The organism is Oculatella sp. FACHB-28 (assembly GCF_014696015.1).
Lineage (GTDB): Bacteria > Cyanobacteriota > Cyanobacteriia > Elainellales > Elainellaceae > JAAUTN01.
Genome location: NZ_JACJPJ010000079.1, coordinates 17,922 through 44,803, shown reverse-complemented (window position 1 = coordinate 44,803; position 26,882 = coordinate 17,922). Strand labels below are relative to the sequence as shown.

23 protein-coding genes are annotated in these 26,882 nt (G+C 48.9%); 11 read left to right on the top strand and 12 right to left on the bottom strand.

The genetic code is table 11. From position 1 onward, the window contains the following. Positions 1–171: 171 nt before the first annotated feature. Positions 172–471 carry an isochorismate lyase gene (locus tag H6F88_RS18810; RefSeq protein WP_190644278.1) on the bottom strand — a complete coding sequence of 100 codons (300 nt, stop codon included), beginning with the start codon at positions 469–471 and terminating at the stop codon, positions 172–174. 59 nt (positions 472–530) lie between these two features. Here H6F88_RS18810 and H6F88_RS18805 point away from each other — a divergent pair, with 59 nt between their 5' ends. Then, positions 531–2,279, top strand: a complete 1,749-nt coding sequence (locus H6F88_RS18805) for an ABC-ATPase domain-containing protein (protein ID WP_190644277.1) — start codon at positions 531–533, stop codon at positions 2,277–2,279. On the opposite strand, the gene H6F88_RS18800 is transcribed toward H6F88_RS18805, so the two are convergent. After that, positions 2,245–2,463: a hypothetical protein gene (locus H6F88_RS18800; RefSeq protein WP_190644276.1), complete on the bottom strand. Its 219-nt coding sequence runs from the start codon at positions 2,461–2,463 to the stop codon at positions 2,245–2,247. The genes H6F88_RS18805 and H6F88_RS18800 overlap by 35 nt on opposite strands. 212 nt (positions 2,464–2,675) lie before the next feature. Here H6F88_RS18800 and H6F88_RS18795 point away from each other — a divergent pair, with 212 nt between their 5' ends. Both H6F88_RS18795 and H6F88_RS18790 read left to right on the top strand, forming a co-directional pair. Further along, a complete protein-coding gene (locus tag H6F88_RS18795; RefSeq protein ID WP_190644275.1) occupies positions 2,676–3,467 on the top strand; it encodes an HAD hydrolase-like protein in 792 nt (263 codons plus the stop codon). A 323-nt stretch (positions 3,468–3,790) separates the two neighbouring features. After that, the gene (locus tag H6F88_RS18790) at positions 3,791–4,219 is read left to right on the top strand and encodes a response regulator (protein ID WP_190644274.1); all 429 of its coding nucleotides are present in this window, start codon (positions 3,791–3,793) and stop codon (positions 4,217–4,219) included. Here H6F88_RS18790 and H6F88_RS18785 read toward each other — a convergent pair. Continuing rightward, positions 4,176–4,613, bottom strand: a complete 438-nt coding sequence (locus tag H6F88_RS18785; RefSeq protein WP_190644273.1) for a DUF2294 domain-containing protein — start codon at positions 4,611–4,613, stop codon at positions 4,176–4,178. The two genes, H6F88_RS18790 and H6F88_RS18785, sit on opposite strands and share 44 nt — an antisense overlap. Before the next feature lie 465 nt (positions 4,614–5,078). Between H6F88_RS18785 and H6F88_RS18780 the strand changes: the two genes are divergently transcribed. Further along, a complete protein-coding gene (locus H6F88_RS18780; RefSeq protein WP_190644272.1) occupies positions 5,079–5,930 on the top strand; it encodes a hypothetical protein in 852 nt (283 codons plus the stop codon). A 655-nt stretch (positions 5,931–6,585) separates the two neighbouring features. Beyond that, entirely contained in the window at positions 6,586–8,643 is a 2,058-nt protein-coding gene (locus tag H6F88_RS18775; protein WP_190644271.1) for a PAS domain S-box protein, read from the top strand. 39 nt (positions 8,644–8,682) lie between these two features. Here the strand turns inward: H6F88_RS18775 and H6F88_RS18770 are convergent, their stop codons facing one another. The 3 genes from H6F88_RS18770 to H6F88_RS18760 all read right to left on the bottom strand — a co-directional run bounded on the left by H6F88_RS18770 (position 8,683) and on the right by H6F88_RS18760 (position 13,551). Then, a complete protein-coding gene (locus H6F88_RS18770; RefSeq protein ID WP_190644270.1) occupies positions 8,683–12,183 on the bottom strand; it encodes a GAF domain-containing protein in 3,501 nt (1,166 codons plus the stop codon). 150 nt (positions 12,184–12,333) lie between these two features. Beyond that, positions 12,334–12,669, bottom strand: coding sequence for a hypothetical protein (locus tag H6F88_RS18765; protein ID WP_190644269.1), 336 nt, complete (start codon positions 12,667–12,669; stop codon positions 12,334–12,336). A gap of 726 nt (positions 12,670–13,395) precedes the next feature. Next, positions 13,396–13,551: a hypothetical protein gene (locus H6F88_RS18760; protein ID WP_190644268.1), complete on the bottom strand. Its 156-nt coding sequence runs from the start codon at positions 13,549–13,551 to the stop codon at positions 13,396–13,398. On the opposite strand from H6F88_RS18760, the gene H6F88_RS18755 reads away from it, so the two are divergent. Beyond that, positions 13,550–15,637 (top strand): PAS domain S-box protein, encoded by a 2,088-nt coding sequence (locus H6F88_RS18755; protein ID WP_190644267.1) that lies wholly within the window; start codon positions 13,550–13,552, stop codon positions 15,635–15,637. The genes H6F88_RS18760 and H6F88_RS18755 overlap by 2 nt on opposite strands. Positions 15,638–15,657: 20 nt before the next feature. Here H6F88_RS18755 and H6F88_RS18750 read toward each other — a convergent pair whose 3' ends face one another. From H6F88_RS18750 to H6F88_RS18735, 4 genes are all read right to left on the bottom strand, one after another. Next, entirely contained in the window at positions 15,658–16,374 is a 717-nt protein-coding gene (locus H6F88_RS18750) for a pentapeptide repeat-containing protein (RefSeq protein ID WP_190644266.1), read from the bottom strand. A gap of 264 nt (positions 16,375–16,638) precedes the next feature. Then, positions 16,639–17,643: a PRC-barrel domain-containing protein gene (locus H6F88_RS18745; protein WP_190644265.1), complete on the bottom strand. Its 1,005-nt coding sequence runs from the start codon at positions 17,641–17,643 to the stop codon at positions 16,639–16,641. Positions 17,644–17,735: 92 nt separating this feature from the next. Further along, positions 17,736–21,509 carry a chromosome segregation protein SMC gene (smc, locus tag H6F88_RS18740; RefSeq protein WP_190644264.1) on the bottom strand — a complete coding sequence of 1,258 codons (3,774 nt, stop codon included), beginning with the start codon at positions 21,507–21,509 and terminating at the stop codon, positions 17,736–17,738. 254 nt (positions 21,510–21,763) lie between these two features. Beyond that, positions 21,764–22,462, bottom strand: coding sequence for a hypothetical protein (locus tag H6F88_RS18735; RefSeq protein WP_190644263.1), 699 nt, complete (start codon positions 22,460–22,462; stop codon positions 21,764–21,766). A 324-nt stretch (positions 22,463–22,786) separates the two neighbouring features. On the opposite strand from H6F88_RS18735, the gene H6F88_RS18730 reads away from it, so the two are divergent. From H6F88_RS18730 to H6F88_RS18720, 3 genes are all read left to right on the top strand, one after another. Continuing rightward, on the top strand, positions 22,787–23,209 hold the full coding sequence (locus H6F88_RS18730) for a hypothetical protein (protein WP_190644262.1): 423 nt from the start codon (positions 22,787–22,789) through the stop codon (positions 23,207–23,209). 236 nt (positions 23,210–23,445) lie between these two features. Continuing rightward, the gene (locus H6F88_RS18725; RefSeq protein ID WP_190644261.1) at positions 23,446–23,652 is read left to right on the top strand and encodes a DUF6883 domain-containing protein; all 207 of its coding nucleotides are present in this window, start codon (positions 23,446–23,448) and stop codon (positions 23,650–23,652) included. A 10-nt stretch (positions 23,653–23,662) separates the two neighbouring features. Continuing rightward, positions 23,663–23,908: a DUF4926 domain-containing protein gene (locus H6F88_RS18720; protein ID WP_190644260.1), complete on the top strand. Its 246-nt coding sequence runs from the start codon at positions 23,663–23,665 to the stop codon at positions 23,906–23,908. 45 nt (positions 23,909–23,953) lie between these two features. On the opposite strand, the gene ispD is transcribed toward H6F88_RS18720, so the two are convergent. After that, positions 23,954–24,646, bottom strand: coding sequence for a 2-C-methyl-D-erythritol 4-phosphate cytidylyltransferase (ispD, locus tag H6F88_RS18715; RefSeq protein ID WP_190644259.1), 693 nt, complete (start codon positions 24,644–24,646; stop codon positions 23,954–23,956). A 115-nt stretch (positions 24,647–24,761) separates the two neighbouring features. On the opposite strand from ispD, the gene H6F88_RS18710 reads away from it, so the two are divergent. Both H6F88_RS18710 and H6F88_RS18705 read left to right on the top strand, forming a co-directional pair. Then, complete coding sequence (locus H6F88_RS18710) at positions 24,762–25,727, top strand: glycosyltransferase family 9 protein (RefSeq protein ID WP_190644258.1); 966 nt, start codon at positions 24,762–24,764, stop codon at positions 25,725–25,727. A gap of 21 nt (positions 25,728–25,748) precedes the next feature. Then, positions 25,749–26,372 carry an HAD family hydrolase gene (locus H6F88_RS18705; RefSeq protein WP_190644257.1) on the top strand — a complete coding sequence of 208 codons (624 nt, stop codon included), beginning with the start codon at positions 25,749–25,751 and terminating at the stop codon, positions 26,370–26,372. Here H6F88_RS18705 and H6F88_RS18700 read toward each other — a convergent pair. After that, a complete protein-coding gene (locus H6F88_RS18700) occupies positions 26,358–26,834 on the bottom strand; it encodes a CRR6 family NdhI maturation factor (protein ID WP_190644256.1) in 477 nt (158 codons plus the stop codon). The genes H6F88_RS18705 and H6F88_RS18700 overlap by 15 nt on opposite strands. Positions 26,835–26,882: the final 48 nt, after the last annotated feature.

The window sequence follows — 26,882 nt, the reverse complement described above, 5'->3', positions numbered from 1 at the left end:
ATGGAGTTGAGTTTCGTATGAGGTTCTGACGTACTGCTACAGGACAGGCGATCGCCAAAATTCCCTTCCTGATTAATTGCCGATCGCAGCCTCATTTCTCACAAACTTGTAGGTTGGTCGAAGTGAATCGTCAACGATACATTGAAGCTACCCAAATTGTATGTGTTGCGCCTACTGACCACCGGATTGCTTCCAATGCTTCATTTCTTCGTCAATGAAATGATTTACTAAATCCTGGTACATTTTTTCGATCGCATCAGCATTTAATCCTTCTTCCTCTGCCCAAACCCGACGTTGCTGTAACATAGCTTGCAAGCGTTTGGGTGCTCTGACGGCAGTTTCACTTGCCTTGAAGCGGGAAGCAGCTTTGACGTAAGCAAAACGCTGACCCAGCAGCCCAACAACTTGACGGTCTAACCGATCGATTTCGGCTCGAATGTCCGCCATATTTTTACATTCTTCAGGAGTCATATTGAAAAACTACTAATGAAGTACGGTCCAACACAATTTCCTCTTAATCCTGGGCTGCAATGGATTTTCAGCGGTTATATCAACAGTTACTTCAACTCGACCAGCGAAGCTACAAGGCATATAAGCAGATTGCCGGAGTCTATCAGTTTGCTGGCTTTCAGTTAAGTATTGATTATGTACAGGGCGATCCGTTTGCGTCACCGAGTCGGCTACGAGTGCAGATTCCGCAAACGGGTTCTCAGGAAACTGATTCAGGGATTCAATCTTTTCCAGAAGAACTCTACCGTTCCCATAGCCGTGAAGTTGCACTGCGAGATTATCTGACGCGCCAGTTTGCTCAGGTTGCAGCGGAGGCGAGAGGACGACGGGGTAGCGGCAATAGTGGGCTGATTGCGATCGCCCCCACCAGCCAACAAGTTCTAGAACGCACTTCAGTATTGATTACGTCCAAACAACTTGAAGCCCGTTTCGTCGTTGGGCTTCCAGCACGGGGCAGAACGATTTTAGGCAAACAGGCAGCAGAGCTATTGTGTGAAGATTTGCCGCTGATTGTCGATCGCGCTCTAAATTACGCTCAGCTCAACTCCACTGCACTTCGCCATCATGTTGAGACGGTGGAAGATGCAGACTGGCTCAGACAAAAGCTTGCAGAGCGAGGACTGGTAGCGTTTGTGGCGAATGGAGCGATCTTGCCGCGCCAAAGTGGAGTGGACGATCGCCCCCTTATCCAAAATGCGCTGCCCTTTGAATCACCTGCGTCGCTGCAAGTTAGCTTTCAGCGTCCCAACCAGGGTGAAATTAGCGGTATGGGAATTCCATCTGGGATCACGCTGATTGTGGGAGGTGGCTATCACGGTAAATCAACGCTGTTGAAGGCGATCGCCCTCGGCATTTACAATCACATTCCCGGTGACGGACGGGAGTTTGTAGTCACCGATCCAGCCGCAGTCAAAATCCGGGCAGAGGACGGTCGCAGCATTGCTGGGGTAAACATTTCACCCTTCATCGATCACTTACCTCAAGGGCGTTCTACAGAACAGTTTTCAACTGAGAATGCCAGTGGCAGCACTTCTCAAGCCGCCAACATCATGGAAGCGCTGGAAGCTGGAGCAACCGTGCTGCTGGTGGATGAAGATACCTCGGCGACGAATTTTATGATTCGCGATGGCCGAATGCAGGCACTCATTGCCAAATCAAAAGAACCAATTACGCCATTTGTCGATAAAATTCGACAGCTTTATCAGGATTACAGCGTCTCTACGATTTTGGTGATGGGAGGCAGCGGCGACTACTTTGACGTAGCCGACACGGTGATTGCGATGACAGACTTTCAACCGCAGGAAGTGACGGCGCAAGCAAAGGCTATCGCCCAGCAATACAGTACCGATCGCACTCCGGAGGGCGGCAGTCAATTTGGCGCGATCGCTCAACGCATTCCTCACTTTAGCCTCCTGCAGGAGAGGGGCGATCGCCCTCCTCGCACCAAAGTTCGAGATGTGGATGAACTCGTGTTTGGCGCAGAAGCAATTGACCTGACTGCGGTTGAGCAAATTGTCGAGGTGAACCAACTCCGAGCAATTGGGGCAGCTCTCACCTACATTCAACAGCACTATTTAGATGGTCAATATTCGCTCAAAACCATTCTGGAATACGTGATGGCTGACTTGCAGTCCAGCAGTCCAGATGTTCTCACGGCTTTTCCCCAAGGAGATCTAGCAATGTTTCGCCCTGATGAACTGGCTGCAGTGCTAAATCGAATGCGATCGCTCAATACTACATCACAACCGAAAGCTCATCCACTAGCTTAAATCGCCCGCGACAAACTGCCCGCAGCAGACGATCGATCGCAAATCGCTCTTCCTCGCTAATAGACTCATCAAAAATAGCTGCCATTAACCCATAGCGATCCGCCAGCGTAATATTGCCAGACTCAGCGACGTGAGCGGTGAGATCTGATAGAGCAGTTGGCAGCAGAGAAGGAGCAACAGGCATGAATGCGGCGAGATAACTCTGTATCTATAAGAATGCCTGATTAGGTACAAATCCTCAGTGACTTTTCTGCAAAAAAAATGTGATCGCGATCACATTTTGCGGGAGACAAACGCCAGGTACCAAAATCCGCACTTTTCAAACCTCTTCCAAATGCTCAAAACTAGTCCTGATAAAGTTGAGGTGCAGCAAGTTTTCAGCAGTAGGATTGCGCTATGCCAACAATGCCGACAATTTTAGCGCTCGATTTTGACGGGGTCGTTTGTGACGGGTTGATTGAGTACTTTCAAACGGCATGGCGAGCCTACGGCCGAATTTGGTCGCCTGCTGACACCATGCCGCCTCCGGGTTTAGCTGAACAGTTTTATCGCCTGCGCCCAGTGATTGAAACGGGCTGGGAAATGCCAGTGCTGTTGCGATCGCTCCTCCTCAACACGCCAGAAGACGAGATCCTAGAGAATTGGCAGGCGATCGCCCAACGGCAAATCACCGAAGACAATCTCAACCCAAGTGAGATTGCGGACAGCGTCGATCAGGTTCGAGATGAATGGATTGCAGTTGACCTGGAAGGCTGGCTGGCGCAACATCGCTTCTACCCGGGCATTACCTCGCTGCTCCAGCGCGTTCTAAAAAGTTCCATTCACCTCGCGATTATCACGACGAAAGAAGGCAGATTTGTGCGTCAGCTTCTACAGCAACAGGGAATTGATCTGCCGACCGCTCAAATTTATGGCAAAGAGGTGAAACAACCAAAGGCTCAGACCTTGCGTACTCTACATCAGCAATTCAGCAGCAACACGGATCAACCCATTTCTATCTGGTTTGTAGAAGATCGGCTGAAAACGCTACAAACTATCCAAAATCAGCCAGCTCTGAGCCACGTCAAGCTTTATTTGGCAGATTGGGGTTACAACACCGAAGCCGAACGGGCGATCGCCCATAAAGACACGCAAATCTCAGTTTTGTCCTTAAAAACGCTAGAAGAGGAATTTTTGGTCACTATGTAAGCAACTTTCGCGACTTACACATGCAGACGCTTTGCAGAGCTTTGCTTCTTGAGCTAGATTATCCCTCAAGCGAAGCAAGCCTCTCAACTCAGAATTTGATCAGAGTCTATGCATTTCTTGTTTTCCATCAAAAATCTTAAATTAGTATTAAAATGCTTCACATAGTGTTGTGTTTCTAGTGGTGAATTGATTTACAGTCTCAATCCATCTTCACAAACACACGAGCCATGTCTTCATGAAGGTGCCAGATAGCCGCCTACGTGAGTGCCTCGTCAGATCCTCTCTAGAGCATTCCCTGATCAGTCACTTTTCTGCTGAAGAGTATGGACTTAGAATTACCTTTTGCCTCCGGACCTAACTGTGTGGCTAACCGGCCGCTAATCTTGGCTGTTGATGACAATGAAGACAACTTGCTGATGCTGCTGCATGCTCTCGATCTGTTTGGGTTCTCTAGCATTAGTACGTTAAAGGGGCAAGCCGCTTTGCCGCTGGCTCAGGCTTATCAGCCAGACTTAATCCTGATGGATATTGTCTTGCCAGACCTCAGTGGGTTAGAGATTATTCGCCAGCTCAAACAGACCGTTGAGACAGCTCACATTCCGATAATTGCAGTTACGGCTCTCGCGAGAGCAGAGGATCGCGAGAGTATTCTACAAACAGGCTGTGAAGACTATATCTACAAGCCTTACAACCTTGACGAACTGGAGGTTATGCTTCAGCAACATCTAAGTCGTATGCGGTCTGTTTCTTAAGCTTCGTCTTAGCAGAAGGCTCTCGAACTTGAGGCTCTGCTTCTAGGATTGCGATCATCCCCGTTCGCCCGGTTTCCAACTTGGCATCACTCAGCAAATCAGCCACACTAACCCCTAGCACCTCTTCAATCAGCTCGGTTAGCTGTGGCTGAAGCGCCTTATCCAGATCAAAGTGAACCTGCTCGGCTAAAGCTTCTCGACCTGTACTAGACAAAAGTTGCTCAGCCTGAGTAATTGCCTCTTCCAGTACAATCATCAGCTTTTCACCCAAAATGTTGCAGGTGACTTTGTTGGGACGGTGCCCAAGTTGAGTTCGATACAGCGCTTGAATTCGCTGAGAAAGGGTTCTCTCAAGCTGACCACGAGTCGGATCAGGACTTTGCGAAGACTGCATAGACTAAAAATTTTAAGGAGGTGAAAGGATATGAGGGGGTGAAAATTATCTACCTGTAAGTTTAAGAATCTTCAACGTAGCTAATTTTTATTAATATACTGCAAAAGGTCATGACCTCAAACATAGACCTCTTAAAATCACTTTTGAGAGAAGTTTTGAGCGATTCACTGCTTCAGACAATGCTTTCGCAAACTCATGCTATTCACGAAGTCCTATTCACGAATTAGATCAGACTGTTATAGTAAGGCTGCTACCCTGAAATAGATTTCTAGCCGTTATCCTGATTCTTGACTCCTCTGGGTGTATTAGTAGTTGACTTCATAAAGAATTGATTTCCGGAATGAATTGATTTCTGGAGTGAATTGACTTCTAAAAGTTTAGACCGACAACAGTTTGTGATGTTTGCTCCATGCTGAATGTCTCTCTAGCATAAGAACGCCGCCTTTTATCTGTTGAATTCAGACTATGCGTGTTTCAACAACTGCGTTTTATACCCTGGCTGCCCTGATCGCTGGAGATTTGACTCAGCAAGCGATCGCTAAGCCCGTTTCTACTGCGACTCCAGAGCGTCCTGAGGCGAGCGACATTGAAAGTGCCGCAGAGCTGTCGTTGCCAAGCTCAATTAATGCAGTCACTCCACCCGAGCAGCTGCAAGCGATCGCCTTTGCCGAAGCTGTCCTCACCCAATATTCAGAGGAATACACCCGCGAACTGACGGGAGTCAGCATAGAAGATGCGGCTGTAGCAGTTCCAGCGGACAGTAGCCCTACAGAAGCTGACTTTGCTGCGATCGAAGTGCTTGCAACAATGCCAGCCCCCGAAATTATGGGGGTTGAGCATAGTGCCTATTACGGTGCATATTACCTGGACAACTCAGCAGAAAGTTTTGAGGTAGACCCACAAGCCGATTCTCCAGCAGATCTGCTGGTAGAAGATGAAGCATCTTCTACAGAAGAGTTAGCGTTTGATCTGGCTAGCTTCAGCACCTATCAAGAGGCAGCCGTTGCGCCACCTGAAGCAATCACCACGCCAGAGCGAATGGCAGAGTTCGTCCCGAAAGCGATCGAAGCGATCGCCACGCCGGAATTCTTCATGCCAGAACGCTCTGAACAGCTATTCAACGATATCGAGGCTCCGGCCAACGTCCTGCTTCCCACTACACTCTCCTCTGAAAGTACTCAAACCTACGCTCTCAATGACTTAGAGGAAGAGGAAGACCTCTGGATTCAAGCAATGATTGAGGCTGAGTTCGCTGAGCAAGCACCCTCTGTAGACTGGGTTGCGGTAGATCCAGCGTTCGAGGTCATGCAAGCATAGCGATCGCAGACACTCCTACAGCCATTTACTTAGGGTTGGGCTAGTTCTTCAACCCCTTTGCTCCTTCCTAACCTTCGTTAAAAAGACGGCAGCCCGTCGTCTAGTTCCCCTTTTTAAGAGGGGATTTTTTATATCTACAAAAAACAAATGCATCAAAGAGTAAAATTAATTTTTAGTAGAAGCAAATTCGTATAGTCCACTTAAGTTGCGATTCTATATAGAACGACTTACATAAAGCTCAAAAAAGTCAGGGAATCGCGAAATTCTGCAAATAAGCCAGCTATTTTGCGATCTTAAGGATAAGCTTGTAAAAACATTCAGCTGATATTTCTCAAATAGCACAGCAGTTAGGGTTTCTTTAAGTAGTTTTCCAAAACCACATAATCCAATTCCGTAACAATACGGTTGAGCCAAATCCTCAAGCGCTGATAGAAATACGTAATATGCCGTTGCGCGGTTTCCTGCCACAGGCGCTAACATCATAGTTTCGCTGTGTCGAGGTTGCTCCGCGTGACTAGGAGTGCATCGCAGGACAATCCCATTACCCAGTTTATTCAAGCTAGCTTTTAATAAAACAGCTTTGCAGAATAGGGCAAATTTTTGGGTACGAGCATCAGCATTTTCACGAGTCGTTGAGTAATCCTCGATACATTATATGGCTAGTAAAACGATCACCTTTCGGTTACCAGCAGAAGTAATCGAGGTTATTGAAAGTCAAGCTAGGGCAACCGGCAGAAACCGCACTGCCATTGTGATTGAAGCTCTAGCTCAAACTTACGGACTTCAACCTCCTTCCCCAGCACCCGTCACCACTGAGATTCTTCAGCAGCAATTAGATGACTTGCAAGAGCAGGTAACAACTCTGTCACATCAGCTGGCAGAAGCAAACCAAAAATCTCTTACAAATAGCAATACTGCTGACCTGGTACAAGTGCTTGAGCAGGCAATTCGCTCTTTCCAAACCTTTAGCATTCAACCTTCTGAGGAGTTAGCAACTGGAAGCTGGTCGTCTCAAACTGCAGTTGAAACGTTACCCGATGACCCAAGTTGGCAAAAGCAAATTGTTGATGAGCAGTTGCAGCTTATCGCTCAACTTAAGCAACAGGCAAAAGCGCTTGACCAAATTCTTGCCGCTTCTCCCGGTTTAACCTGCGTCCAAGACCGGATGGGGCGCTGCACCTATATCAATCCGGCGGGAGCCAGGATGCTTGGGTATGAGCAGAGCTATTTTCTGGGCAAAACGTTTCACGATCTAGGTTTGTCTGCTGAGATGATGGAGCTGCTGGTCAAGAAAGCCGAAGCAATCTTTACCGGGGGTCGTCCCTTAAGTGGTGAGTTTGCAACAGTTGTCCCATCGGGTTCTAAAAACTATGAATACGCGCTAAACCCAATTCATGGAGTAAACGGCACCATTGATGCGGTGATTTGTACCGCCTGGGAAATTACCGAGCGGAAGAAAGCCGAAATCGCCTTGCGGGAGTCTGAAGAGAAGTATCGCAACTTGTTTGAGTTGGCGAATGATTCTATCTTCATCATTGACGTGTCTACGGGTAGCATTCTCAATGCAAATCGCAATGCGGCTCGTCGGTTGGGCTACACTCGGCGGGAACTGTTGCAACTCACTCTGACAGAGATTGAAACACCAGAGGCGACTACGAGCCGGGAAGCTAAGATTGTGCCTGAGCTTCAGCGGACAGGCAACGTTATTTTTGAGCACATCCTGCGGCACAAGAACGGTTCAGAACTTCCGGTTGAGATTAGCTGCCGATTAATTGAGTATGGCGATCGCCTCGTTTTCCAGAGTTTTGCGAGAGACATTACCGAGCGCAAACAGCTAGAGACAGCCCTAGAAGAGCGCGTCAAGCAGCGCACTGCGGAGTTGTCTCAGGTTAACGAGCTATTACAGCAGGAAATTGAAGAACATAAACAGACTGCTGCCGCCCGCGACGAGGGTGAGCAGCAGTTTAGCAATCTGGTCGAAACCATGAGCGATGGGTTTCTGATTGCTGACCATCACAACATCTATACCTACGCCAACGATCGCATCTGCCAAATGTTGGGCTATGAGCGAGACGAAATTGTAGGTCACGAGAGCTTTAGCCTGATTTGCGAGGCAGACCATGAGATGTTGCGCGAGCAAATTGCTAGACGAATAAACGGCGAACGCAGCACGTATGAAATTGCTTTTCGCCATAAAGCAGGGCATTCCGTTCACACGATTTTTTCGGCAACACCGATGCTCAGTGCTCAGGGGCAACACCAGGGCAGTTTTGGCGTTGTCACGGATATTACAGAGCGAAAACAGGCAGAAGAGCAACTGCGAATCAGCGAAGAAGGGCTGCGGATGCTGATTCAAAATTTGCAGATTGGTGTGCTGATCCTCGGCAGCCAAACCGAAATCTTGTTCTGCAATCCGGCAGCCCTGCAACTTCTAGGACTCACCCAAGAGCAGCTTTTAGGTAAAACCTTTTTAGATCCTGATTGGCAAGTTGTCTCAGAAGATGGTTCACCCTTGCCGAAGGAGGCTTTGCCTGTATCGCAGGCGATCGCCACTCGCCAACCGGTCCATGATGTCGTTGTTGGTGTCTACCGCCCTACCCACGATGACTGGATACAGCTCCTGGTAAATGCCGATCCACAGTTTGAAATAGACGGCTCGATCAGACAAGTCTTTTGTACGATTAGTGACGTTAATGGTCGGGAGGAGGCTTAGAGATTAAAGGGCACAGCCTGCTGACTTCGATTTCCTCCATTACAGGGGCAACGTAATTTCCTCATCGACATCTTCTTTAGAGCTAACCTTGAACGTTTCTACAGAAATCTGCAACTCTTTGGCTATGCTTACAGTTCGTTGCAGTGCCTCGGAGACCTGACGGGAGCGATCGGAAGTTTGTTTTGACTCTTGGGCAACTTCTCGGATCAGTCCTGTGATCAGCAGAGAGGTTTGAGTTTGGGATACGGTTGCCTCTGAAATGGTTTTCACTAGCTGATTAATTTGATGAGAGACTTCCACGATCTCACTCAGGCTCACCCTGGCATCTTCGACTAAGCGAGTTCCTTCCACAACCTGTGAAGTGCTTTGTTCCATTGCTTTAACCACCTGATTGGTTTCTGCTTGGATTGCAGCGACGATTTCTTCAATGTCTCCAGTAGCCTTTGCCGATTGGGTCGCGAGTTCCCCCACTTCCTCTGCAACGATCGCAAATCCGCTTCCGTCTTCCCCGGCTCGTGCAGCCTCAATTCCGGCGTTAATCGCAAGTAGGTTAGTTTGCAAAGCGATTTTCTCAATCAAGGACACTACTTTAGAGATTTGTTGCGAAGCTTCACCCAGGCGCTTAATTTTTTTGGCTGTTGAGCCGATTGTGTCTCTTAAGCTGAGAATGTTTTGCACCGTCAAATCCATCGCAGTTCCCCCTGCCTCGGCAGTTGCAGAAGCTTTGTCAGACACCTCAGCAGCCTGACGGGCGCTCTCAGCCACCGCTCGAATGGAGTGAGTCATTTGCTCAACTGAGTTTAAGGTATAGGACATTTCTTCAGCCTGCTGAAGCGCTGAGTCTGCAAGCTGGCGAATCGATCCTTCGCTTTCGGCGATCGCCTCACTCACCTGAACGGCAGACTGTTTCACCTGCGTCACGATTTGCCGCAAACTTTCCACAACTGAGTTAAAAAAGTCGGCGACAGTGCCAATTTCACCCGTAGTCACCTCTGCCCGAATCGTCAAATCGCCCCTTGCTGCTGCCTCCACCTGATCGAGGAGGTGAAGCAAGTTATCCTGAAGTTCTTCTCGCTGCTGACGCTGTTCTCTGGCCAAGTTCTCTGCCTGCTGACGTGCCAGATCCAATTCTTCTAAAAAATTGACGCGATCGAGCGCAAGTCCTACCTGAGTAGCGACCTGCTTAAAAAAGACAATGTCTGACTCTTGCCAAGTGCGGGGAGCAGAACACTGATGCGCCACCAGCAAACCGTGCAGCCGACTATAAGCCAGAATCGGCGCGACCAAATTAGCCTTGACTTCAAAAGGTTCTAACTGTCCCAAATAACAGTCGCTCAAGCCTGCTTCATAAATGTTGTTAGTAGCTTTGACACGACCCGCAAGATATTTGCCAATGTATTTGTCGGCAAAGCAAGGATCAGCGATGTTCGCGCCCAGTGCTTGGGGAAAGCCTCTGTTGACGGATTCTGCAACGACGTGTCCTTGCCCATCCTTATCAAAGAGATAAACGATCGCCCGCTCAGTTTTCAGGCTCTCTCGCACCCCTGCAATAGCAGTGTTGTAAATCTCCTCAACATCAGCAGCCATGCCGATTGCAGAGGCAATTTCGCTGAGCTTTTGGGCGCGGTAGAGCGCCATATCTTTTTGAGCTAAATAGTTCATCCGATCGAGAGCAATCCCGACCTGACTGGCAATCTGCTTGAAGAAGGTAATTTCTGGCTCTTGCCACGCTCGCGCCGTAGAACATTGATGAGTGACGAGTAACCCGTGCAGCTTGTCATAAGCCAAGATGGGAGCAACCAGATTTGCTTTGACGGCAAAAGGCTCTAGCTGTCCTAAATAGCAGTCACTCAATCCGGCTTCGTAAATATTGTTGGTTGCCTGGACCTGCCCTGCCAGGTACTTATCAAGGTATTTCTCAGCAAAGCAAGGGTCGGCAATGTTAACACCCAAGGCTTTAGGAAAGCCTGCCCCGACGACTTCAGCAACGATGGTTCCTTGCCAATTTTCATCAAACAAGTAGACGACAGCCCGATCGGTTTTTAGGGCTTCCCGTATGCCAGCGATCGCACATTGATAAACTTCCCCAATGCTCACTGCATTGGCGATCGCGCCTGTAATTTCGCTAAGCTGCTGGTTTCGCAAGATAGCGCCATCTTTTTGAATGAGCAGAACAACTCGATCAATCGCCAGCCCAAGTTGGAGAGCTAGCTGTTGTAAAAAGTCAATTTCTGGCTGCTGCCAAATGTGAGGAGCGGCGCAGTGATGGGCGACCAGCAACCCGTAAAGTTCGCCGTCGCGAAGGATAGGCGTAACCAGGTTGGCTTTGACCTTAAGTTGCTCCATCAGCCTGAGATGATCGGGGTGAAAGCCTGCTTCATAAACATTGTTAGTCGCGACAACCCGTCCTTTTCGGTAAGCCTCGATTAGCTCCTGTCCAATGCAAGCATCTTCAATTTTGCCTCCCATAACGCGAGGATAATTTGCATCGACCGCCTCGGCTGAAATGTAGCCGCTCCAGTTGGGTAAAAAACGATAGATGACCACCCGATCCGCTTTTAGGATCTGTTGCGCCCCCTGTACGGCTGTCTTAAACAACGTCTCCAAGTCTTGCAGCGTGCGCGTTTCAGAGGCAGCAACAGTGCTAAAAAATTGGGCTTGTTGAATAAAAAACTGGGCTTGTTCAATTTCGCTAGCCTGACGACGAATCTGCTCCGTCATGGCAATTTCTGAAGTCGTTATCTGCTCTGCCAGTCGGTTGAAGGTGTGGGCAAGCTGTCCAACTTCGTCTTTTCCAGAGGCATCTGCCCGAATCGTGCGATCGCCCTCCAAAAATTGATGGGTGGATTGCTGTAGCAGCTTCAGGGATACCGCAGTCGTTTTTCTCCGCACAACTACTAGCCCCAACCCAACCCCCAAGGCAGCAGTGGCGATCGCCAATAGCCCTAACCCCCACAACATCGTGGTATTGGAGGAGGTTTCCGGCGTTTCCCGAACAACCACAGCAGATGCTTCCGCTTCAGATCCCGGCAAAGCTTGAGCGGCGATCGCCTGCAAATCTTGTCCAATTAGCGTAGAAAACTCTACCCCAAAATTTGAAACCTGCTCTTGTGAAGCTTGATCAACCTGTTGCTGCATTTCAGGGTGAGACAATTGCCCCGTTTGTCGAGCTCTAGCCGCTGTGACTACACTCGTGTCTTCAGCCTGGTCCTGGACATAAGCTTTTAACAAATTTGTTTGGACGCTGTATTCAGTCTCCGTCACAACTAGTTCGGCCCTAGCCTGACCCGCCCCTGCCGAAACCAGCAAAGCTGTTCCTACCCCTGCCAAACCAACTGTGGAAATTTCAGCCATCAGCATTCCAATTAACTGTTTATGGCTAACCGAAAGATCCTGAAATTTCTTAGGCAAAGCTTCAGGTTTACATTGCTCTGATGCTAAGTCAAACTGAACTATAGACTCCGAAGGCTTTAGTTGAAATTGTGACTGACGTTGCGCTTGTGAATTAGCGGCTGGATCAGAGTGAGATTGAGTGGCCATAGCTCGGTTCCCGGAGGGTAGTAAATGAGTGTGAAAAGCCCGTGCAAAATAAAATCGCAACGTGAAAAGAGCGCAAAAGCTTGCGTAGGGAGAAATGAAAACGTTTAAGGAATTGCAAGACGAGTTAACGGCGTAAATCTACGCAAACTCTTATGACATAGACTCTTTTGAGTCCTCCAACGCTGATACTGAGTCTTCTGAACTCGATAACACACAACTGCAAGCAAATCTTGCTGCCTCCGAACCCGCTCCACTTAAGACAGCTACGCTAGCAACTCCTCCTACCGCTTTGGCAGCTTTAGCCATTTCTACTGTCACCTGGGAGACACAGGCATCAACATCTTTTTCAAACTCCGGGTTGGGTTCAGGATGGTCAGACTTCCAACTTTCTGCCAGGAAAAGAGCCATCTTTCTCAACGCCCGTCTGAGATTAGGGCTTGTTAAGCAGGTAGATTGACTGCTGGAATTAAGCAGTTTCAGTCCCATAGGGGCTTCTCCAAAATTGCGAAATGAACTCATAGGGTTGAGATCCAACAACTTCGTATTTGAAATAGCGCACAGAAATAGCTCCTAAAACCGCACTGCTCTCTAGCCACATCAAGCAATGCTTTAGCTATCTGTATTAGTAAGCTGTATTAACAAGTACCAAGAGAAGAAGATTTCTTTTGCCTATCAGAAATCAGTCCCTACTTAGGAGACAAATCAATCTGTCCAGGCTCAATGCCCATACACACGACTTAGATGAAGAGTCTGGCGGTGTACCCTGTCTACTTAGACACTGGTACAAAGATGCAGCCTACGGTTTGCCTCAAGCAACCGCTATATTTCTGTTGGTAATGCACCTAATTTTTGAAGCGCAATTCAAGCAGTTTGAGTTTTCATTAAAGATCAACAAAACCCCCACTCTATCTTTACAAAGCGGCTAATTAAGCATGTTAAATCAAGCCAAACTTGATTAAATAAACCCTATTTCCAGGTAGATGACCGTTAGCAAGATAAAGGGCAGGAACTTAAGCGATACTGAACGCACAACCAACTGCAATACGGGCTGTTAAAGTAATTGCAACCGCTTAATTAGCTGCTCTATAACTTTGCAATACGTGTGTTGCACTCTATTAATAATCTTTTACCTGTAAGGTTTTTGCAATAGCATTAGACAAGCTTTATAAACCTTTCATGAACTGCTCCATTTTACTTAAAATAAAAATTATTCTAGATTCTCCGAAAGGATTGCTCAACTTGGGTTGGAAGTGAGATAATTGTGTTGAGGAAAGGTGTATCAGTGTGTGGCGACACAAGCATAGCAACATAACGACCCATCAAGTGTCTGGCAATACAAAGTTCAGCCAGATAGCGCAGTGTTACCATGACCTACACCTCAATTACAATTCAACTTCCAGAAGCACTGAGTCAAGCAATCGCCGCCCGTGCAAACGCCGATCAAATCGGTGAAAATTCGTTAATTCTAAATGTTCTCGCTGATGCTTTTGGGATTTCTCCCTCAATTTCTCCTGCTATTTCTGAGGCTATCCAGCCACAACGGACTCAGCTAGAGGAGCAAATTGCAGAGCTGATCGGTCAATTGACTGAGATGCAGACGAGCGATCGCTTGAGTCTAACAAACCTACGCCAAATTGCGGATCTTAAGCAGGTCGTTGATTCACTGCTAGAAACAGAGCGTTCAGTTCTTGCACCCTCCCCAGAGTCTCCTGAAGACAGCTCACCTAGCCAACGATTACAGCAACAATCCGCTGACCTGGCAACACTCATCACAGAACACAACAGTCAGCAGGCGATCGTCTTAAACCAAATTCTCTCTGGCATACCCGACCTGATCTTTGTGCAAGATCGACTAGGTCGCTACACCTACGTTAACCCCGCTGGGGCACGCGCCTTTGAGTGCGAGCGCAACTACTTAATTGGTAAAACCTGCGAAGATTTGCATCTTTCGGCTGACCTTACCACTCTCCTCAACAACCAGCATCGTCAAGTTTTCATCAGCGGTCAGCCGCTCAGCGGCGAAATCACAATTCCGACAACCACTGCATCTCGGGACTACGAATACATATTCAATCCAATTCGGGGGATGCAAGGCGACATCAGCACAGCCGTTTTTGTAGCCAGAGACATCACCGAGCGTAAACAGACAGAAATTGCACTGCGAGAATCAGAAGAAAAATACCGCAACTTATTCGAATCTGCCACTGACTCAATTTTTATCGTTGACGCTGTAACCCATGAACTTCTAGAGGTAAACTGGGTCGCGTCGATTCTGCTAGGTTATACCCGGCGAGAGCTATTTTCGATTCCCTTCAGTGAAATTAGCTTGCCCCTAGATACTGCGCGTCGGGCATCTCTCCTGCGAGACCTGGAAAATTTTGGCAGCATCGTATTTGAGCATGTCTACCGCTGTAAAGACGGCAGGGAAATTCCTGTTGAAGTTAGCAGCCGCGTGATTGAGTACGAAAACCGGCTCGCCATTCTGAATTTCGTTCGCGATATTACTGCCCGTAAACGAGCTGAAACCTACCTGCGTGAGAGTGAAGAAAAACTGCGAATTGCCCTTGAGGCAGCCCAACTAGGAATCTGGGATACCGAATTGACCACCGGCCGCATCACCTGGTCGCCCAACCTGGAAACAATGTTTGGTTTTGTGCCTGGAGAGTTTGATGGCAGCTATGAAACCTTCTTGAGTCACCTACATCCTAACGATCGAGACTATGTTCAACAGGCAGTGAGCACTGCAATCAAGCGCCAGGAAGATTATGACATCGAGTTTCGAGTCGTCTGGTCTAATGGCACTGTCCGCTGGATTGCTAGTAAAGGAAAAGCTTTTTATAACGAAGCAGGCAAACCCATTCGGATGGCTGGCATCAACCTCGACATTACCAATCGCAAGAGGGCAGAGGAGTTAATTCACAAGTCCCATCAAGAATTTGCTCAACAGTCAACCGAGCTAGACAGGATCGATCGCGAGATCCTCAATTCTAGTCAAGCCTTATCGGACGAACCAGATGAAAACTCTCCATTGTCATCCCTGAAAGCGATCTGGAAATCAGTCGAGATTCAGCGACGGCGTTATCGCGATCTTTTTAATGCTGTATTCGACATTTACCTGGTGGTTAACTCATCTGGAGTCATTCAGGAAGCAAGTCAAGCAGCTACTGTTTTATTTGCCAGTAAATTAGATGGGTTAGTGGGCACAACTTGTTATCGATTAGTTTTCGAGCAAGATCGCCCAGCGCTAAAAGCCCAGTTTGACGAGCTTAGACAGGTGAAGCAACCTGGAGTTTTGGAGTTAAAGTTCCAACCCCTAAAAGGCAACTCTTTCTCAGCTCGGATTACTGTCTCAGCCGCTTATAGCAGTACAGAAGAGGTCATCAGCTTTTGCCTGCTAATTCAAGGGGCATCGATTCGGGAATTGAACGGCACGGAAAACGCGTCTATCAATTAAACCTTTTATACATTCCGGTTTCAGTAAATAATGGTGCCTTCGTAGTTAAAGCCTTCTGGCAGCGTCGCAAACTCTAGTTGAGCATTGGTCAGGTCAGCACCCTCTAAGTTGGCGTTAGACAAGTCGGCATAGCGCAAATCAGACCCACTCAAGTTGGTACCTGATAGATCAGCATCCCGCAATACCGCTCCGTATAGGCTGGCTTCACTTAAATCGGCTTGGCTAATCTGAGTGGCGCTGAGGTCAGCATCTCGCAGCTCTGCCCCATGAAGATTTACGCCGTTCAGGTTTGCTCTAGACATGCTGACGTGCATCATCTGAGCTTCAGTTAAATTGGCTCCACTTAGGTCTGCTCCCTGGAGGTCAGCACCATCTAGAGTGGCTCGTTCGAGGTTAGCCTGGTTTAGCAGAGTACCGGTCAGGATCGCGTTGGTTAGTTTGGTTTGGCTCAGGTTTGCATTAGAAAGGTCTGCTTCAGTTAAATTTACGCGGCTTAGATCATTACCACTCAGGTTGGCTCCGCTCAAATTACAGCGAATGCAGTCGCCTGTTTGCAGCGTTTTTTCAACCTCGCTTGATCGAGGTTCTAAGGCGGGGGGAGAACTCACAGTTAAGGTTTCAACCCCTACAGGCTGACTAGTGTCAGGTGGGGCAGTAAGAATTCTGGCAAACCGGATAGTGACGGGAGAAACTGCTGCCAACAGGGCTACACAGCCTAAAACGAGCTTGACGTTCATAGTCTTGCAGAGGTTGAAAGAAAAACACGCTCACAGGCAGTATTCTCCTCATTTCTACCGAGTCCGGACTCACCCCTTAAAGCTTGCGTAAATTGAGAGTTACACCAATTCCAAAAATTAGGGCGACAGATGGAAGGGCACCCCACTCTGCGGGATGCCCTTCCATCTGTCGCCTCTTTTAAGAGAAACGTTATTAGAAAGAATTACAGGGACGAAATGCATCTCGTCCCTGTAAGAGAATTTAATGTTACCTGACAGACTAACTTAATAGTCTGCTTCTTCTTCGTACTCTACGACTTTCCGCTTTTCAGAAATATTAATTTGCGGTGGACGGTAGGGTTTGGGATTTTCATCGTCTGCCCACGCATCTTCTAGAACTTCGTCGTATTGCTGCTCTAGACGTTTAGGTTCGCGGTAGGTAGGCTGCTCGATGTAAACTGCCTCGGTGTACTCTTCTTCTGTCTGTCCACCCCAGTTATCCTCTTCTACATCGTCGTCGTAGTAAGCAGGTTCAGGCTGACGCTGACGCAGCGGTTCACGCAATTGACGGGCAGCGAGCTGAGCTTCGCTCCAGTTGTCATCGTCCCAGGTTTCACGGGCAATCGGAGCTTCTAGCCGGACTGAAGGGGCAGCAGAGGTACGTGCTCCTGTTCCTAGCTGGTTGGAGGCGGAGGTTGGCATGACGTAGTAGTCTTCATCCTCGTCTCGATCCCAGGGCGGTTTGCCAATACCCAGACGCTCTAGGACACCCACCGTGAGCTGGTTCATTTTTTCTTCAGCACCCTCAAACACGATGAGGCGATCGGGACCACTACTGACGACCTCGTCAATCGACAGCTCGTAGGTGCTGATCACCTGATCGGGAATCATGGGAAGACCGATAGACGCAATGATCAGAGAGACAACTCTGCCGTCATAGGTGTTGAACTTGAAACCTCGAACTTTGCCTAGAAGCTCGCCCGTTTCAGTGATAACTTCGCTGTTAATCAGAGCACTGTAGGCTTCTGCGTTGAATGCATCTTCTAGAACGGTTTCATCATCAACCAGAATGACATCGCCAATTTGACGAATGCTGTCAAGTAGCATCATTTGCTGCGTACTGGACAGCACCCCAGACAGCATACTTTCTCTTAAGCCGAGGGCGACGACCTCTCGGCGATCGATATCCACCCAAAGCTGACTGATTACCCCCAAGCGCTTACCCGTGCTGCGGGTAATGACTTGAGTGCCTAAAAGGTCGGAACGTTGACAGAGTTGTTCAGATGTCATTTTCGAGTCCTGATCTCGAACCTTGCTGAGATATCAACAATAGTACAGGTACAAATGAAATATCCGTATGGGGGAAATCCGTATTAGTGAAATCAAACGGGCGCACCTTGCAGGTTTATCCCTAGAACCTGAGTATAAGCTCCTCTTGCCTGAGTTACGCCAATTGTACGCTCGGCAGACTCGATCATAGGGCGACGGAGACTCACTACAATAAACTGCGCTTGCTGTGCCTGATGCTTAATCATTCTAGCTAATCGCTCCACATTTGCCCCATCCAAAAACATATCTACCTCATCAAAGGCGTAGAAGGGGGAGGGACGATAGCGCTGAAGGGCAAAGATGAAACTGAGAGCAGTGAGCGATTTTTCACCCCCGGACATGGAAGCTAAACGACGAACTGGCTTACCTTTAGGGTGGGCAACCAGGTTCAACCCGCTGGCAAATGGGTCTTGGGGATCATCAAGCTGGAGGTAGCCGTCGCCGTCAGAGAGTTCGGCAAAAATTGCCTGAAAGTTTTGGTTAACTGCATCGAAGGCTTCTTTGAAGGCACGTTGGCGCAGCGTGGTGAAGTTTTCGATTCGCAGCAGTAATTCGGTTCTTTCTTCTTCTAAGGTGGACAATTTTTGGCTGAGTTCGTCGAGACGGGCTTGGGTGCGCTCGTGTTCTTCGAGGGCTAGCATGTTGACGGGTTCCATTGCCTGGAGGCGTTTTTGCAGCGATCGCAACCCCTGCTGCAATTCTTCCAAGCCCAACTCTTCAGGCACTTCTGGTAGGGGATCGGGCAATTCTGCCTGCTGTGTTTCTAGCTGACCCTGGAGCGTGACCAATTCCTCGCGTCGGGCTTGCTGGGTTTCCTGGAGCTTTCGCAGTTCCCATTCTCGCTGCTGCTGAAGGGTTTGGCGATCGCGCAGTTGACGTTCGACGCGATCGCGCTCTTGCTTTTCGGCAGAAAGAGTTTGCTCCAAGGCAGCCAGAGCAGCTTGGGTTTGGGCGATTTGCTCCGTCAGGGCAGACGATTGGGTGCTAAGGGCAGACTGCTGGTTAAGCTGGGTCGTTTGCTGAGTGCGATATTCCTGCACCCGCTGCTGGTATTGGCTAATTTTTTCTTGGAGGCGCTGACTCTGGGTTTCCAAATCCTGCAAGCGCTGTTCTGCTGTTCTCAGGGCAAGCTGTTGTTCGCTCAAGTGAGCTTCTTGGGTGCGAATAGTAGTTTGAATTTGCTGCCATTCGCTGTGAGTTTGAGATTGCTCCAGGTCAGATAGCACCTGACGCTGCTGCTCCAGGTCCGCTTCCTGGACGGGTAAGTCTTGCTCTAGCGTTTGCAGGCGAGTTTGAGCGGTGGCAAGCTCCTGCGTGTTTTGGCAAAGCTGGGTACGAATCTGGGCTTCCTGGGCGACCAGGCTATTGATTTGCGTCCGAAGCTGCTCGGACTGAAGCTGGAGTTCTCGCTGCTGCTGGCGACCCTCTGTGAGTGCCTGCGATCGCTCTTTCACTGCGGTCACTGCTTGGGTGATCGCGTTCTGACAGCGCTTAAGAATTTGCTCGATCACCTGAAGTCGTTCGCGCAGGGCGATCGCCTCTGCAGATTCGCCGGACTGCACGGTGCCAAAACGGAGAGAACCCTGACGGGTCGAGACACTGCCACCCGTCATTGCGCCACTAGTTTCTAGCAGTTCTCCTTCCAGGGTGACGATGCGATATTGCCCTAGATGTCGCCGTGCCTGATTCATGGAGGAAAACACGACCGTATTGCCAAACACGTAGGCGAAAATGTCTCGATAGCGATTGTCGCAGTCGATTAGGTTGGCAGCGTAGTCAATGAAGCCTTCTGGGCGATTCCAGGTAGGGATTGCAGAATTTTGTGAGCCGCGAATCTTGTTGAGCGGCAGAAAGGTTGCCCGTCCACCTCGCCGTTGCTTTAACAGTTCAATCCCGGCGGCGGCTACGCCGTCATCTTCAACCACCAGACAGCCTAATCGCCCACCTGCCGCAATTTCTAGCGCAAGCTGGTACTGGGGATCGACCCGTCCCAACTGAGCAACCAGACCACAGACACCAGGCAATCCTGCTTGCATCAGAATCTGGGTGGCATTGGTGCCCTGTGCCTCTTGAAGTGCCTGGGTTTGCGCTTCTAACTTGTCAAGCTGCCGCTGCTTGTCGCGCTGCTCTTGCATCAGGCGGCTCTGGGTGTCCTGCTGGGTTTGTAATTCCTCTTCAGCAGCAGTCATCAGCCGTTGCAGGGTTTCCAGGTGAATTTTGGCAAGATTTTGGGATTCTTTTGCCTCGGCGTACTGCTCTTGTTTTGTGGCAATTTCCCGAGCGATCGCCTCCAACCCCTCGGTCTGTTCTTGAATTTTTTGGCGAAGCTGCGTTACCCGTTCTTGCAACATCGCCTGTTCAGTGCGCTGCGGCTCAATCGTTTTGAGCAGTGTGTCGATCTGGTGGCGCAGGGTGGTTTGCTCTTGCACCCAGGCTTCAGAGGCAGCAGCGATCGCACTAGCAGCTTCACGGCTCTTGTCTAACGCCTGTTGTGCTTGATCCCGCCCCTGGATTAGAGCAGCGATCGAGCGCGTCTCCACCTCATGCTTTTCCTGAGAAAGCTTGTTCAGGGTTTGGACATGTTCCTGAATTTCTCGCTGGGTTCGAGCCAAATTTGTTGACAGGTCACGGCTGGCATTGACCAATTCCTGCTCCTGACGCTGAAGCTGGCGCAGTTCCGCCTCACGGCTTGCCTGAGTGGACTGGAGCACAAGCTGTTCATCTTCGCCGAGTGCTTTAACACGAGCGTTGAGGGAGTCTAACTCTGCGGTGGATTGCTGAATTTCGGTTGCTAGAGTTGCAAGCTGGGTAATGAGGTCGCTGGAAGTGCGATCGCCTGCCTCAATTTGTTCGGTTAACTGCTGCACCTGTCGCTGCTGACCTCGCCATGCCAGCACCGCTTCCCACTGGGTTTTGGTTTGGAGTTCGGCTTTGAGCCGCTGATATTTTTCGGCTTTGATCCGGTCTTGGGAGAGGCGATCGCGCTGAGCAATCAGTTCTTTCTCGACAATCCGAAATTTTTCCTCTCGTTCCTTGACAGCATTTAGCTTTTCCTTTGCCTGACCGATCTTGCGATCAAACGATGCCACACCTGCCAGTTCGTCGATGATCTCCCGCCGTTCACGCGGATTCATCGAAATAATACTGGTTACGTCTCCCTGAAGCACGACGTTATAGCCTTCCGGGTAGATATGAAATTTGTGAAGCTGCTCGTGCAGTTCTGTCAGGGTACAGGGTTGACTGTTGATGAAATAGTTAGACGTATAGGTTCCCTGCTGCGTTACCCGCAGTTTTCGCGTCACGTTCCATTCGCTAAACAACGCCAAACCGGAAACAAGCTGCAAGGTTTCTGCGCCGTCCGAATGCCCATTTGGGGTGCCGTTGCCGTTTGCTCCGTTTCCATTCCCGACGGCATCTGCACCGTCAGCGCCGTTCACCGAACCGTTTTTGCGGGCTGAACCATTTTTGGCAGTACCATTCTTGCTGTTGGAGGCGTTCGTGCCATTGACCTGAGCGACTAGCCCCTGGAGATCCTCTTCGTCTAGACCTTCCAGATCTTCTGGCTCAATTGCAAAAGTCACCGTGACGCTGGCTTCTACCGTTGCCCGTCCGCGGCTGACCTGATTTTGGTTGACGAGATCGGGCAATCGCTCTGCCCGCATTCCTTTTGAACTGGATAGACCCAGGCAAAACAGCAGCGCATCTAGAATGTTGGACTTGCCCGACCCATTGGGACCCGAAATCACGGTAAACCCCGGCAGCAAAGGAACCTGCGTCGTGCCGCCAAAGGACTTGAAGTGGGAAAGTTCGACGCGCTTAATAAACACTCGCAGGCAGGGTTAGGAAGTTAAGTACAAATATACTTATCAATTTGAATTATGACCAGCATTCCCAATAGGAAAACACTATAGCAGCCCAAAATCATTCAAAATCATTTACGAGTTTGAAGAATAGCGCACATCTTCTGTAGTGGCGTAGCATTCGGGCAAAAATTCTCAATTTAATTCCAGGTTTATCTGCCGAATGCTACGCCCCTAGACGCATTTGGGCAACAGATTAAACTTTTCAATTATCGTGCTACTTACTGACCTAAATTAGTGAATTCAAAGGTCGAAATGATTTCTTGAAATGCCTGTTCGTATCCTTCGCCGCCCTCAGCATAAGAGATAACGACAATATCCTCACCATTAGGGCTGGAGAATACGATATTTTTGCTGCGATACAGCCCGTCAGAGTCAAAGGCGATCGCCTCCTGCCCTGCTACCGTCACTGCACTGTATTCCCCAATCATCACGAACCGATTGTGACCCTCTACCCAAGCTTGCAGTGATTGTTCGGGATGGTTGTAAACCGTAATGCTGACGTTGGGAGGATATTCTGTGCCGCCCTCATAGGCTCCTGCTTGAACGTCTGCATAGTCTGCATCTGACCAAATCTCTACCTGCCCACGAAAGTCATATTCCCCTTCAATCTCAGCGCTTTCCAAGGAGTTATCTACTGTGAAACCATCAGGGACATCGAAGCTAAAGCCAAGGCGATCGCTTTCATAAACGGTGGAATTGTTGGATTCAGTTTCAGTAGGTGACTCGCTGGATTGGGCGATCGCATCTGCTGGAGTCAGATTGTTTGCAGCTTCAACAGTGGATGAAGGAGGAGCCTGACAGGCGATCGCCACCACAGCCATCAAACATGTCAGGGTGCGCGTCAAACCAATCTTCATTCCCCGATTAGCTGAATCACCTTGAACTACTGCCTGCTGTTCACCTAATCCCACACTCATCTCAGACTCCTCGTAACCTTGCTCTCGACTATCGCTTTAAGTAGATTCCGAAGCGATCGCAATATTTCCGCAAACTTTCCCCTCCCTCATCCGCTCACTGATACTCCTACAGATCTTCAAGATCTTCCCTTAACTCCCGTAGGCGATCGCCAAGACGCTCCGCCCGCTTCTTACAAGCAATTATGTCTTCCCACTTAGTGCGGCAAATCTAAAGCGTTGGGTGGAGCAGAGCGGAACCTAACACCTTAAGCTTGTTGTAACACTACATCTAATCCAACTGAGTCAAAGCAAAAGGTACGAGCCATTTTACATAGGAGAGCAGTTGTGGAGAGCATCGCTTTTGTAGGTATTGTAGGCATCGCTATTCTGATAGTTTTGTTTACTTTAGTAGTCTTGATTTGGTTTGGACACCAGTTTGGTTATAAAGTTCTTGATCTATTTAGCCGAGTAAAGAATGAGCGTGGAATTCTCACAGAGAAGGAATATATACCTTCTCGTACAAAGATTGTTAACAAAAGGGTTGTTCGTAATCACGAGGGCTTCAATTCAACTGTTTACGATATTCCAGATGAAATTCAACTGCCTGAAAAGTGCATTCTGCACATCAAGTTAAATGAAGAAGTTATCGTTGCTCCAGTCAGCAAGAAGCTATATCGCACTCTAGAGCAGGGCGATAGTGTTACTGTCTGGTACTCACAGGGGCGATTTTCTAAAAAGATTTATTTTAAGAAAGTAAGGCGTTTGTAGGAAGTGGAGAACGGATGAATTAATTGTGTTGAATAGAGGAGAAGTATTGCGATCGCTCACTTCTTCGTACTTCACAATCGTTTTGCAATTGATTTATCTAGAGGAGCAAAATGAAATTGAATATGCGGTTCCAACAGCGAAGATAGGAATAGATGCGTGGCTTACTTGGTTAACATTTGATACTTTTAGAAATTATAAGTTTAAGTTTATACTTCTACCAATTAAGATTTGACACAGTGAGACTGCCAAATCGTGAATATGCAGTCATTGAGCCAGAAAAATTGACTGGATATTTGCTAAATACTAACCATCGGCGGGGTGGTGACAATGCTCGCCTTTTAATCCAGTTCGGCTACAGCATTGATAATTGGAAGCAGTTAGAAACAGACGTACGAAACTATCATCTGAACTTTCCACGTTTGATCACACTAATTCCAGAATGAAGAAGGCGATATGGACTTTGAACTGTATACGGATGTAGTGCTTTTGCAGGATATCCCTGAAGAAAATTTGCGAGCAGGTGATATTGGCGTAGTTGTTGACCGCCATGATATTGAGGGGATTGAACCAGGTTATAGTCTTAAGTTCTTTGACATGCTAGGCGAAACTATAGCAGTTGTGACTTTAGCAGGAAGTTTGCTTCGCGTTCCGACTCATGCAGATCGACCGACTGTGCGTTCTGAAGCAATGTCGGCATAGCTAATGGTAACGGTGAAAGAGCGATCGCCCCATTCCTAAGTAACCTTATCTCTGGCTGCTCAATCGCTGACGTAGGATGAATTCAGCGATCGCCAAATCCGTCGGGGTTGTAATTTTCAGATTGGTTTCTTCGCCTTCTACAATTTGAACAGACAAACCAAAATGCTCGAATAGGGCTGCATCGTCGGTTACCTCTATGCTCTGTCGTTGCCCTTCAGCGTGACAGTGGAGCAATTGTTCAACGCTAAAGCCTTGGGGCGTTTGGGCTGCCCAGAGTTTGCTGCGGTCTAGGGTGCCAGCGATCGCCCTGGTTTCATCAACAACCTTGATTGTGTCTTTCACGGGCACTGCCGCAACTAGTCCTGGATAGGTCAACACGGCTTCAGAGCAGCGATCTAGCAGGTCAGGAGTTGCTAGACAGCGTGCCCCATCATGAATTAGCACATGTTCTGCAACCGCAGGTAGTGCCCGTAAACCGCGATAAACGGACTCTTGCCGAGTTGATCCGCCTTGAATAAAGCGGACTGACTTCGTTAAAGCTAAATCTGTCACAATTTCCTTGAAGTCCTGCCAGTCCTGAGGCTGTCCGACAATGCCGATCCAATGGATGCTGGGTGCAGCTTTGGCTGCCAGGAGCGTCCAGGCAAGCAGGGGTTTATCCAGGAGTGGCATGAGCAATTTGTTGCGGTTGCTCCCCATCCGCCGACCGACTCCTGCTGCTGGAATTAATAGATACACGATGTCCCTCTATCTAAATCACGAGACTAACTTTCTCACAGTGTGTTCTAATTAGGCATTTCACCGAGTCTATGTTCCCTTAAAATAGGGGTGCGAATATGCGTAACAAAATATTATGCGAATAGTGGCTCTTGTCCCTGGTGGGATTGGTGATCAAATTCTGTTCTTTCCAACTCTGGATGATCTGAAGCGAACCTATCCTGATGCTCAAATCGATGTGGTCGTAGAACCAAGGGCAAAAAGTGCCTACCGGGTGTGCAAGTCGGCGGATGAAATCATCCTATTCGACTTCAAAGACCGCAACAGTCCGGCGGATTGGGCAAACTTGCTGGGCGTAATTCGCGATCGCTACTACGACATTGCGCTCTCCTTGGGGCAGCGATGGGGCGTCGGTTTCCTCCTTTGGTTGACTGGCACCGCTATGCGAGTTGGCTACAAAGGCAATGCAGGGGGGCAAATTTTTCTCACAAATACGGTTCCCCTCAAGTCTGAGCAGTACGCTGCTCACATGTATCATGACCTGCTGCAAGGTCTGGGAATCAATACTCCTTGCCCTGAGTTGTCGATTAGCATTCCCAAGCGGGATCTAGGGTGGGCTGAAGCAGAGCAAAAGCGATTGGGAATTCCGGGTAGCGGCTACGTGCTGATTCATGGCGGTTCTAGTGAACTGGCACAGGCTAAAGGCATTGACAAAATTTATCCGGTCGAGAAATGGAAGCAAATTGTTCAGGATTTTCAGCAGCGACAGCCTGACCTACCGCTTGTAGTAGTGCAGGGACCAGAAGATCAGGAATTTGTTGCAGCATTAACCAAAGCCTGCCCCAATCTAAAAGTCACCAGACCTGGAGATGTGGGCAAACTCGCTGCCATCATCGCTGGAGCAAATCTGCTGCTGTGTACAGACAGTGCCCCTATGCACCTGGCGGTGGCACTTAAGGTTTACACTCTGGCCCTATTTGGCCCAACTGATCCCGCTAAGTTACTGCCCGCAAGCGACAAGTTCGTGGGAATCAAGTCCCCAACGGGAAATATTGCTGATATTGATCCTCAAACTGTGCTGAAGCAGGTTTGGGGAGGGTAGCCGCAAATTAGGGAAAGGGGTATGGGTAGAACTGCCGTATTTCTCGACCGGGACGGGGTGCTGAATCTGGAAGCAGGCTACATCCGTCGCGTTGAGGATCTGCATCTAGTTCCCGGAGCGGCTCAGGCAGTGCGGCTGCTCAATGACCGAGGACTATTTTGCTGTCTGGTGTCTAACCAGTCTGGACCAGCACGAGGCTACTATCCTGATAGCCATGTCCAGGCGTTACACCAGCGGCTTTGCAATTTACTGAGAGCTGAAGCAGGCGCAAGACTGAATGCGCTTTACTATTGCCCCTACCTTAGCCCACCAGAAGGCGGAATCAATCCTGAATTTGCCCGCTGGTCAACCTGGCGCAAACCCAATACGGGTATGTTAGTTGCCGCCGCTTGGGAGCACGACCTAGATCTGAGTACCAGCTTTATGGTGGGGGACAAGGCAACTGATATAGATTTGGCGCACAATGCAGCCTGTACTGGAATCTTGGTCCAAACGGGGTATGGCGATCGCGTCCTCAACAACACCTACCAACACGCCACTAAACCCGACTACATCGCCCAAGACCTCCTCGTCGCCGTCACCTGGATTCTACAGTCCTCTTCTAACCCTCAGCCCCCAATCCCCTGCCCCTCAGAATCGGATTAAATCAAAAAGATCATCCTCCAACTCATACCCCAACATCTTGATCATGAACTTGATCTTGGTGCGGCTGTTGATTCCTTGCTCTTGCATCCAGTGGGTCAACACAAAAATCTTGTGCATGACAAAAATTTCTAGCGCTTCCGGGTTGTACTGAATTCCTTCTGTGGGGCTGAACTGATGTGGCACCAGCATTGCAGCATAAAGCGCTAATTCTTTTTCCCAATTCAACAAGAATGGTAGCCAGGGATATTGAGCATCTAGCCGCACAAACCAAAGGCGAATCTCCGGAATTTCAGAAAGCTCTCTTGGATCAGTTGGGTCACGGGGATAATCAATTTCAAACTGAAGCTGTTGTTCGTGGTTGGCGATCGCTCCTTCCTCTTGCCATGCCTGAATTACCATCTGAGCAGGCGACAGGTCAAGGCTGTGAATATGGTCAGAATTAAGATGAAGTGTAGTCGTCATGGCGTAGTTCAACAGAGGACATCCTCTGGATACTTTACCTAGAAAAGA

Coding starts and splice junctions, on each gene's coding strand:
- H6F88_RS18800 (WP_190644276.1), bottom strand. CDS start 2,463: ATGCCTGTTGCTCCTTCTCTGCTGCCAACTGCTCTATCAGATCTCACC.
- H6F88_RS18760 (WP_190644268.1), bottom strand. CDS start 13,551: ATGGTAACACTGCGCTATCTGGCTGAACTTTGTATTGCCAGACACTTG.
- H6F88_RS18770 (WP_190644270.1), bottom strand. CDS start 12,183: ATGGCCACTCAATCTCACTCTGATCCAGCCGCTAATTCACAAGCGCAA.
- H6F88_RS18700 (WP_190644256.1), bottom strand. CDS start 26,834: ATGACGACTACACTTCATCTTAATTCTGACCATATTCACAGCCTTGAC.
- H6F88_RS18795 (WP_190644275.1), top strand. CDS start 2,676: ATGCCAACAATGCCGACAATTTTAGCGCTCGATTTTGACGGGGTCGTT.
- H6F88_RS18745 (WP_190644265.1), bottom strand. CDS start 17,643: ATGACATCTGAACAACTCTGTCAACGTTCCGACCTTTTAGGCACTCAA.
- H6F88_RS18810 (WP_190644278.1), bottom strand. CDS start 471: ATGACTCCTGAAGAATGTAAAAATATGGCGGACATTCGAGCCGAAATC.
- H6F88_RS18705 (WP_190644257.1), top strand. CDS start 25,749: ATGGGTAGAACTGCCGTATTTCTCGACCGGGACGGGGTGCTGAATCTG.
- H6F88_RS18750 (WP_190644266.1), bottom strand. CDS start 16,374: ATGAACGTCAAGCTCGTTTTAGGCTGTGTAGCCCTGTTGGCAGCAGTT.
- H6F88_RS18735 (WP_190644263.1), bottom strand. CDS start 22,462: ATGAGTGTGGGATTAGGTGAACAGCAGGCAGTAGTTCAAGGTGATTCA.
- H6F88_RS18755 (WP_190644267.1), top strand. CDS start 13,550: ATGACCTACACCTCAATTACAATTCAACTTCCAGAAGCACTGAGTCAA.
- H6F88_RS18785 (WP_190644273.1), bottom strand. CDS start 4,613: ATGCAGTCTTCGCAAAGTCCTGATCCGACTCGTGGTCAGCTTGAGAGA.
- H6F88_RS18775 (WP_190644271.1), top strand. CDS start 6,586: ATGGCTAGTAAAACGATCACCTTTCGGTTACCAGCAGAAGTAATCGAG.
- H6F88_RS18710 (WP_190644258.1), top strand. CDS start 24,762: ATGCGAATAGTGGCTCTTGTCCCTGGTGGGATTGGTGATCAAATTCTG.
- H6F88_RS18780 (WP_190644272.1), top strand. CDS start 5,079: ATGCGTGTTTCAACAACTGCGTTTTATACCCTGGCTGCCCTGATCGCT.
- H6F88_RS18720 (WP_190644260.1), top strand. CDS start 23,663: ATGGACTTTGAACTGTATACGGATGTAGTGCTTTTGCAGGATATCCCT.
- H6F88_RS18790 (WP_190644274.1), top strand. CDS start 3,791: ATGGACTTAGAATTACCTTTTGCCTCCGGACCTAACTGTGTGGCTAAC.
- H6F88_RS18765 (WP_190644269.1), bottom strand. CDS start 12,669: ATGGGACTGAAACTGCTTAATTCCAGCAGTCAATCTACCTGCTTAACA.
- H6F88_RS18805 (WP_190644277.1), top strand. CDS start 531: ATGGATTTTCAGCGGTTATATCAACAGTTACTTCAACTCGACCAGCGA.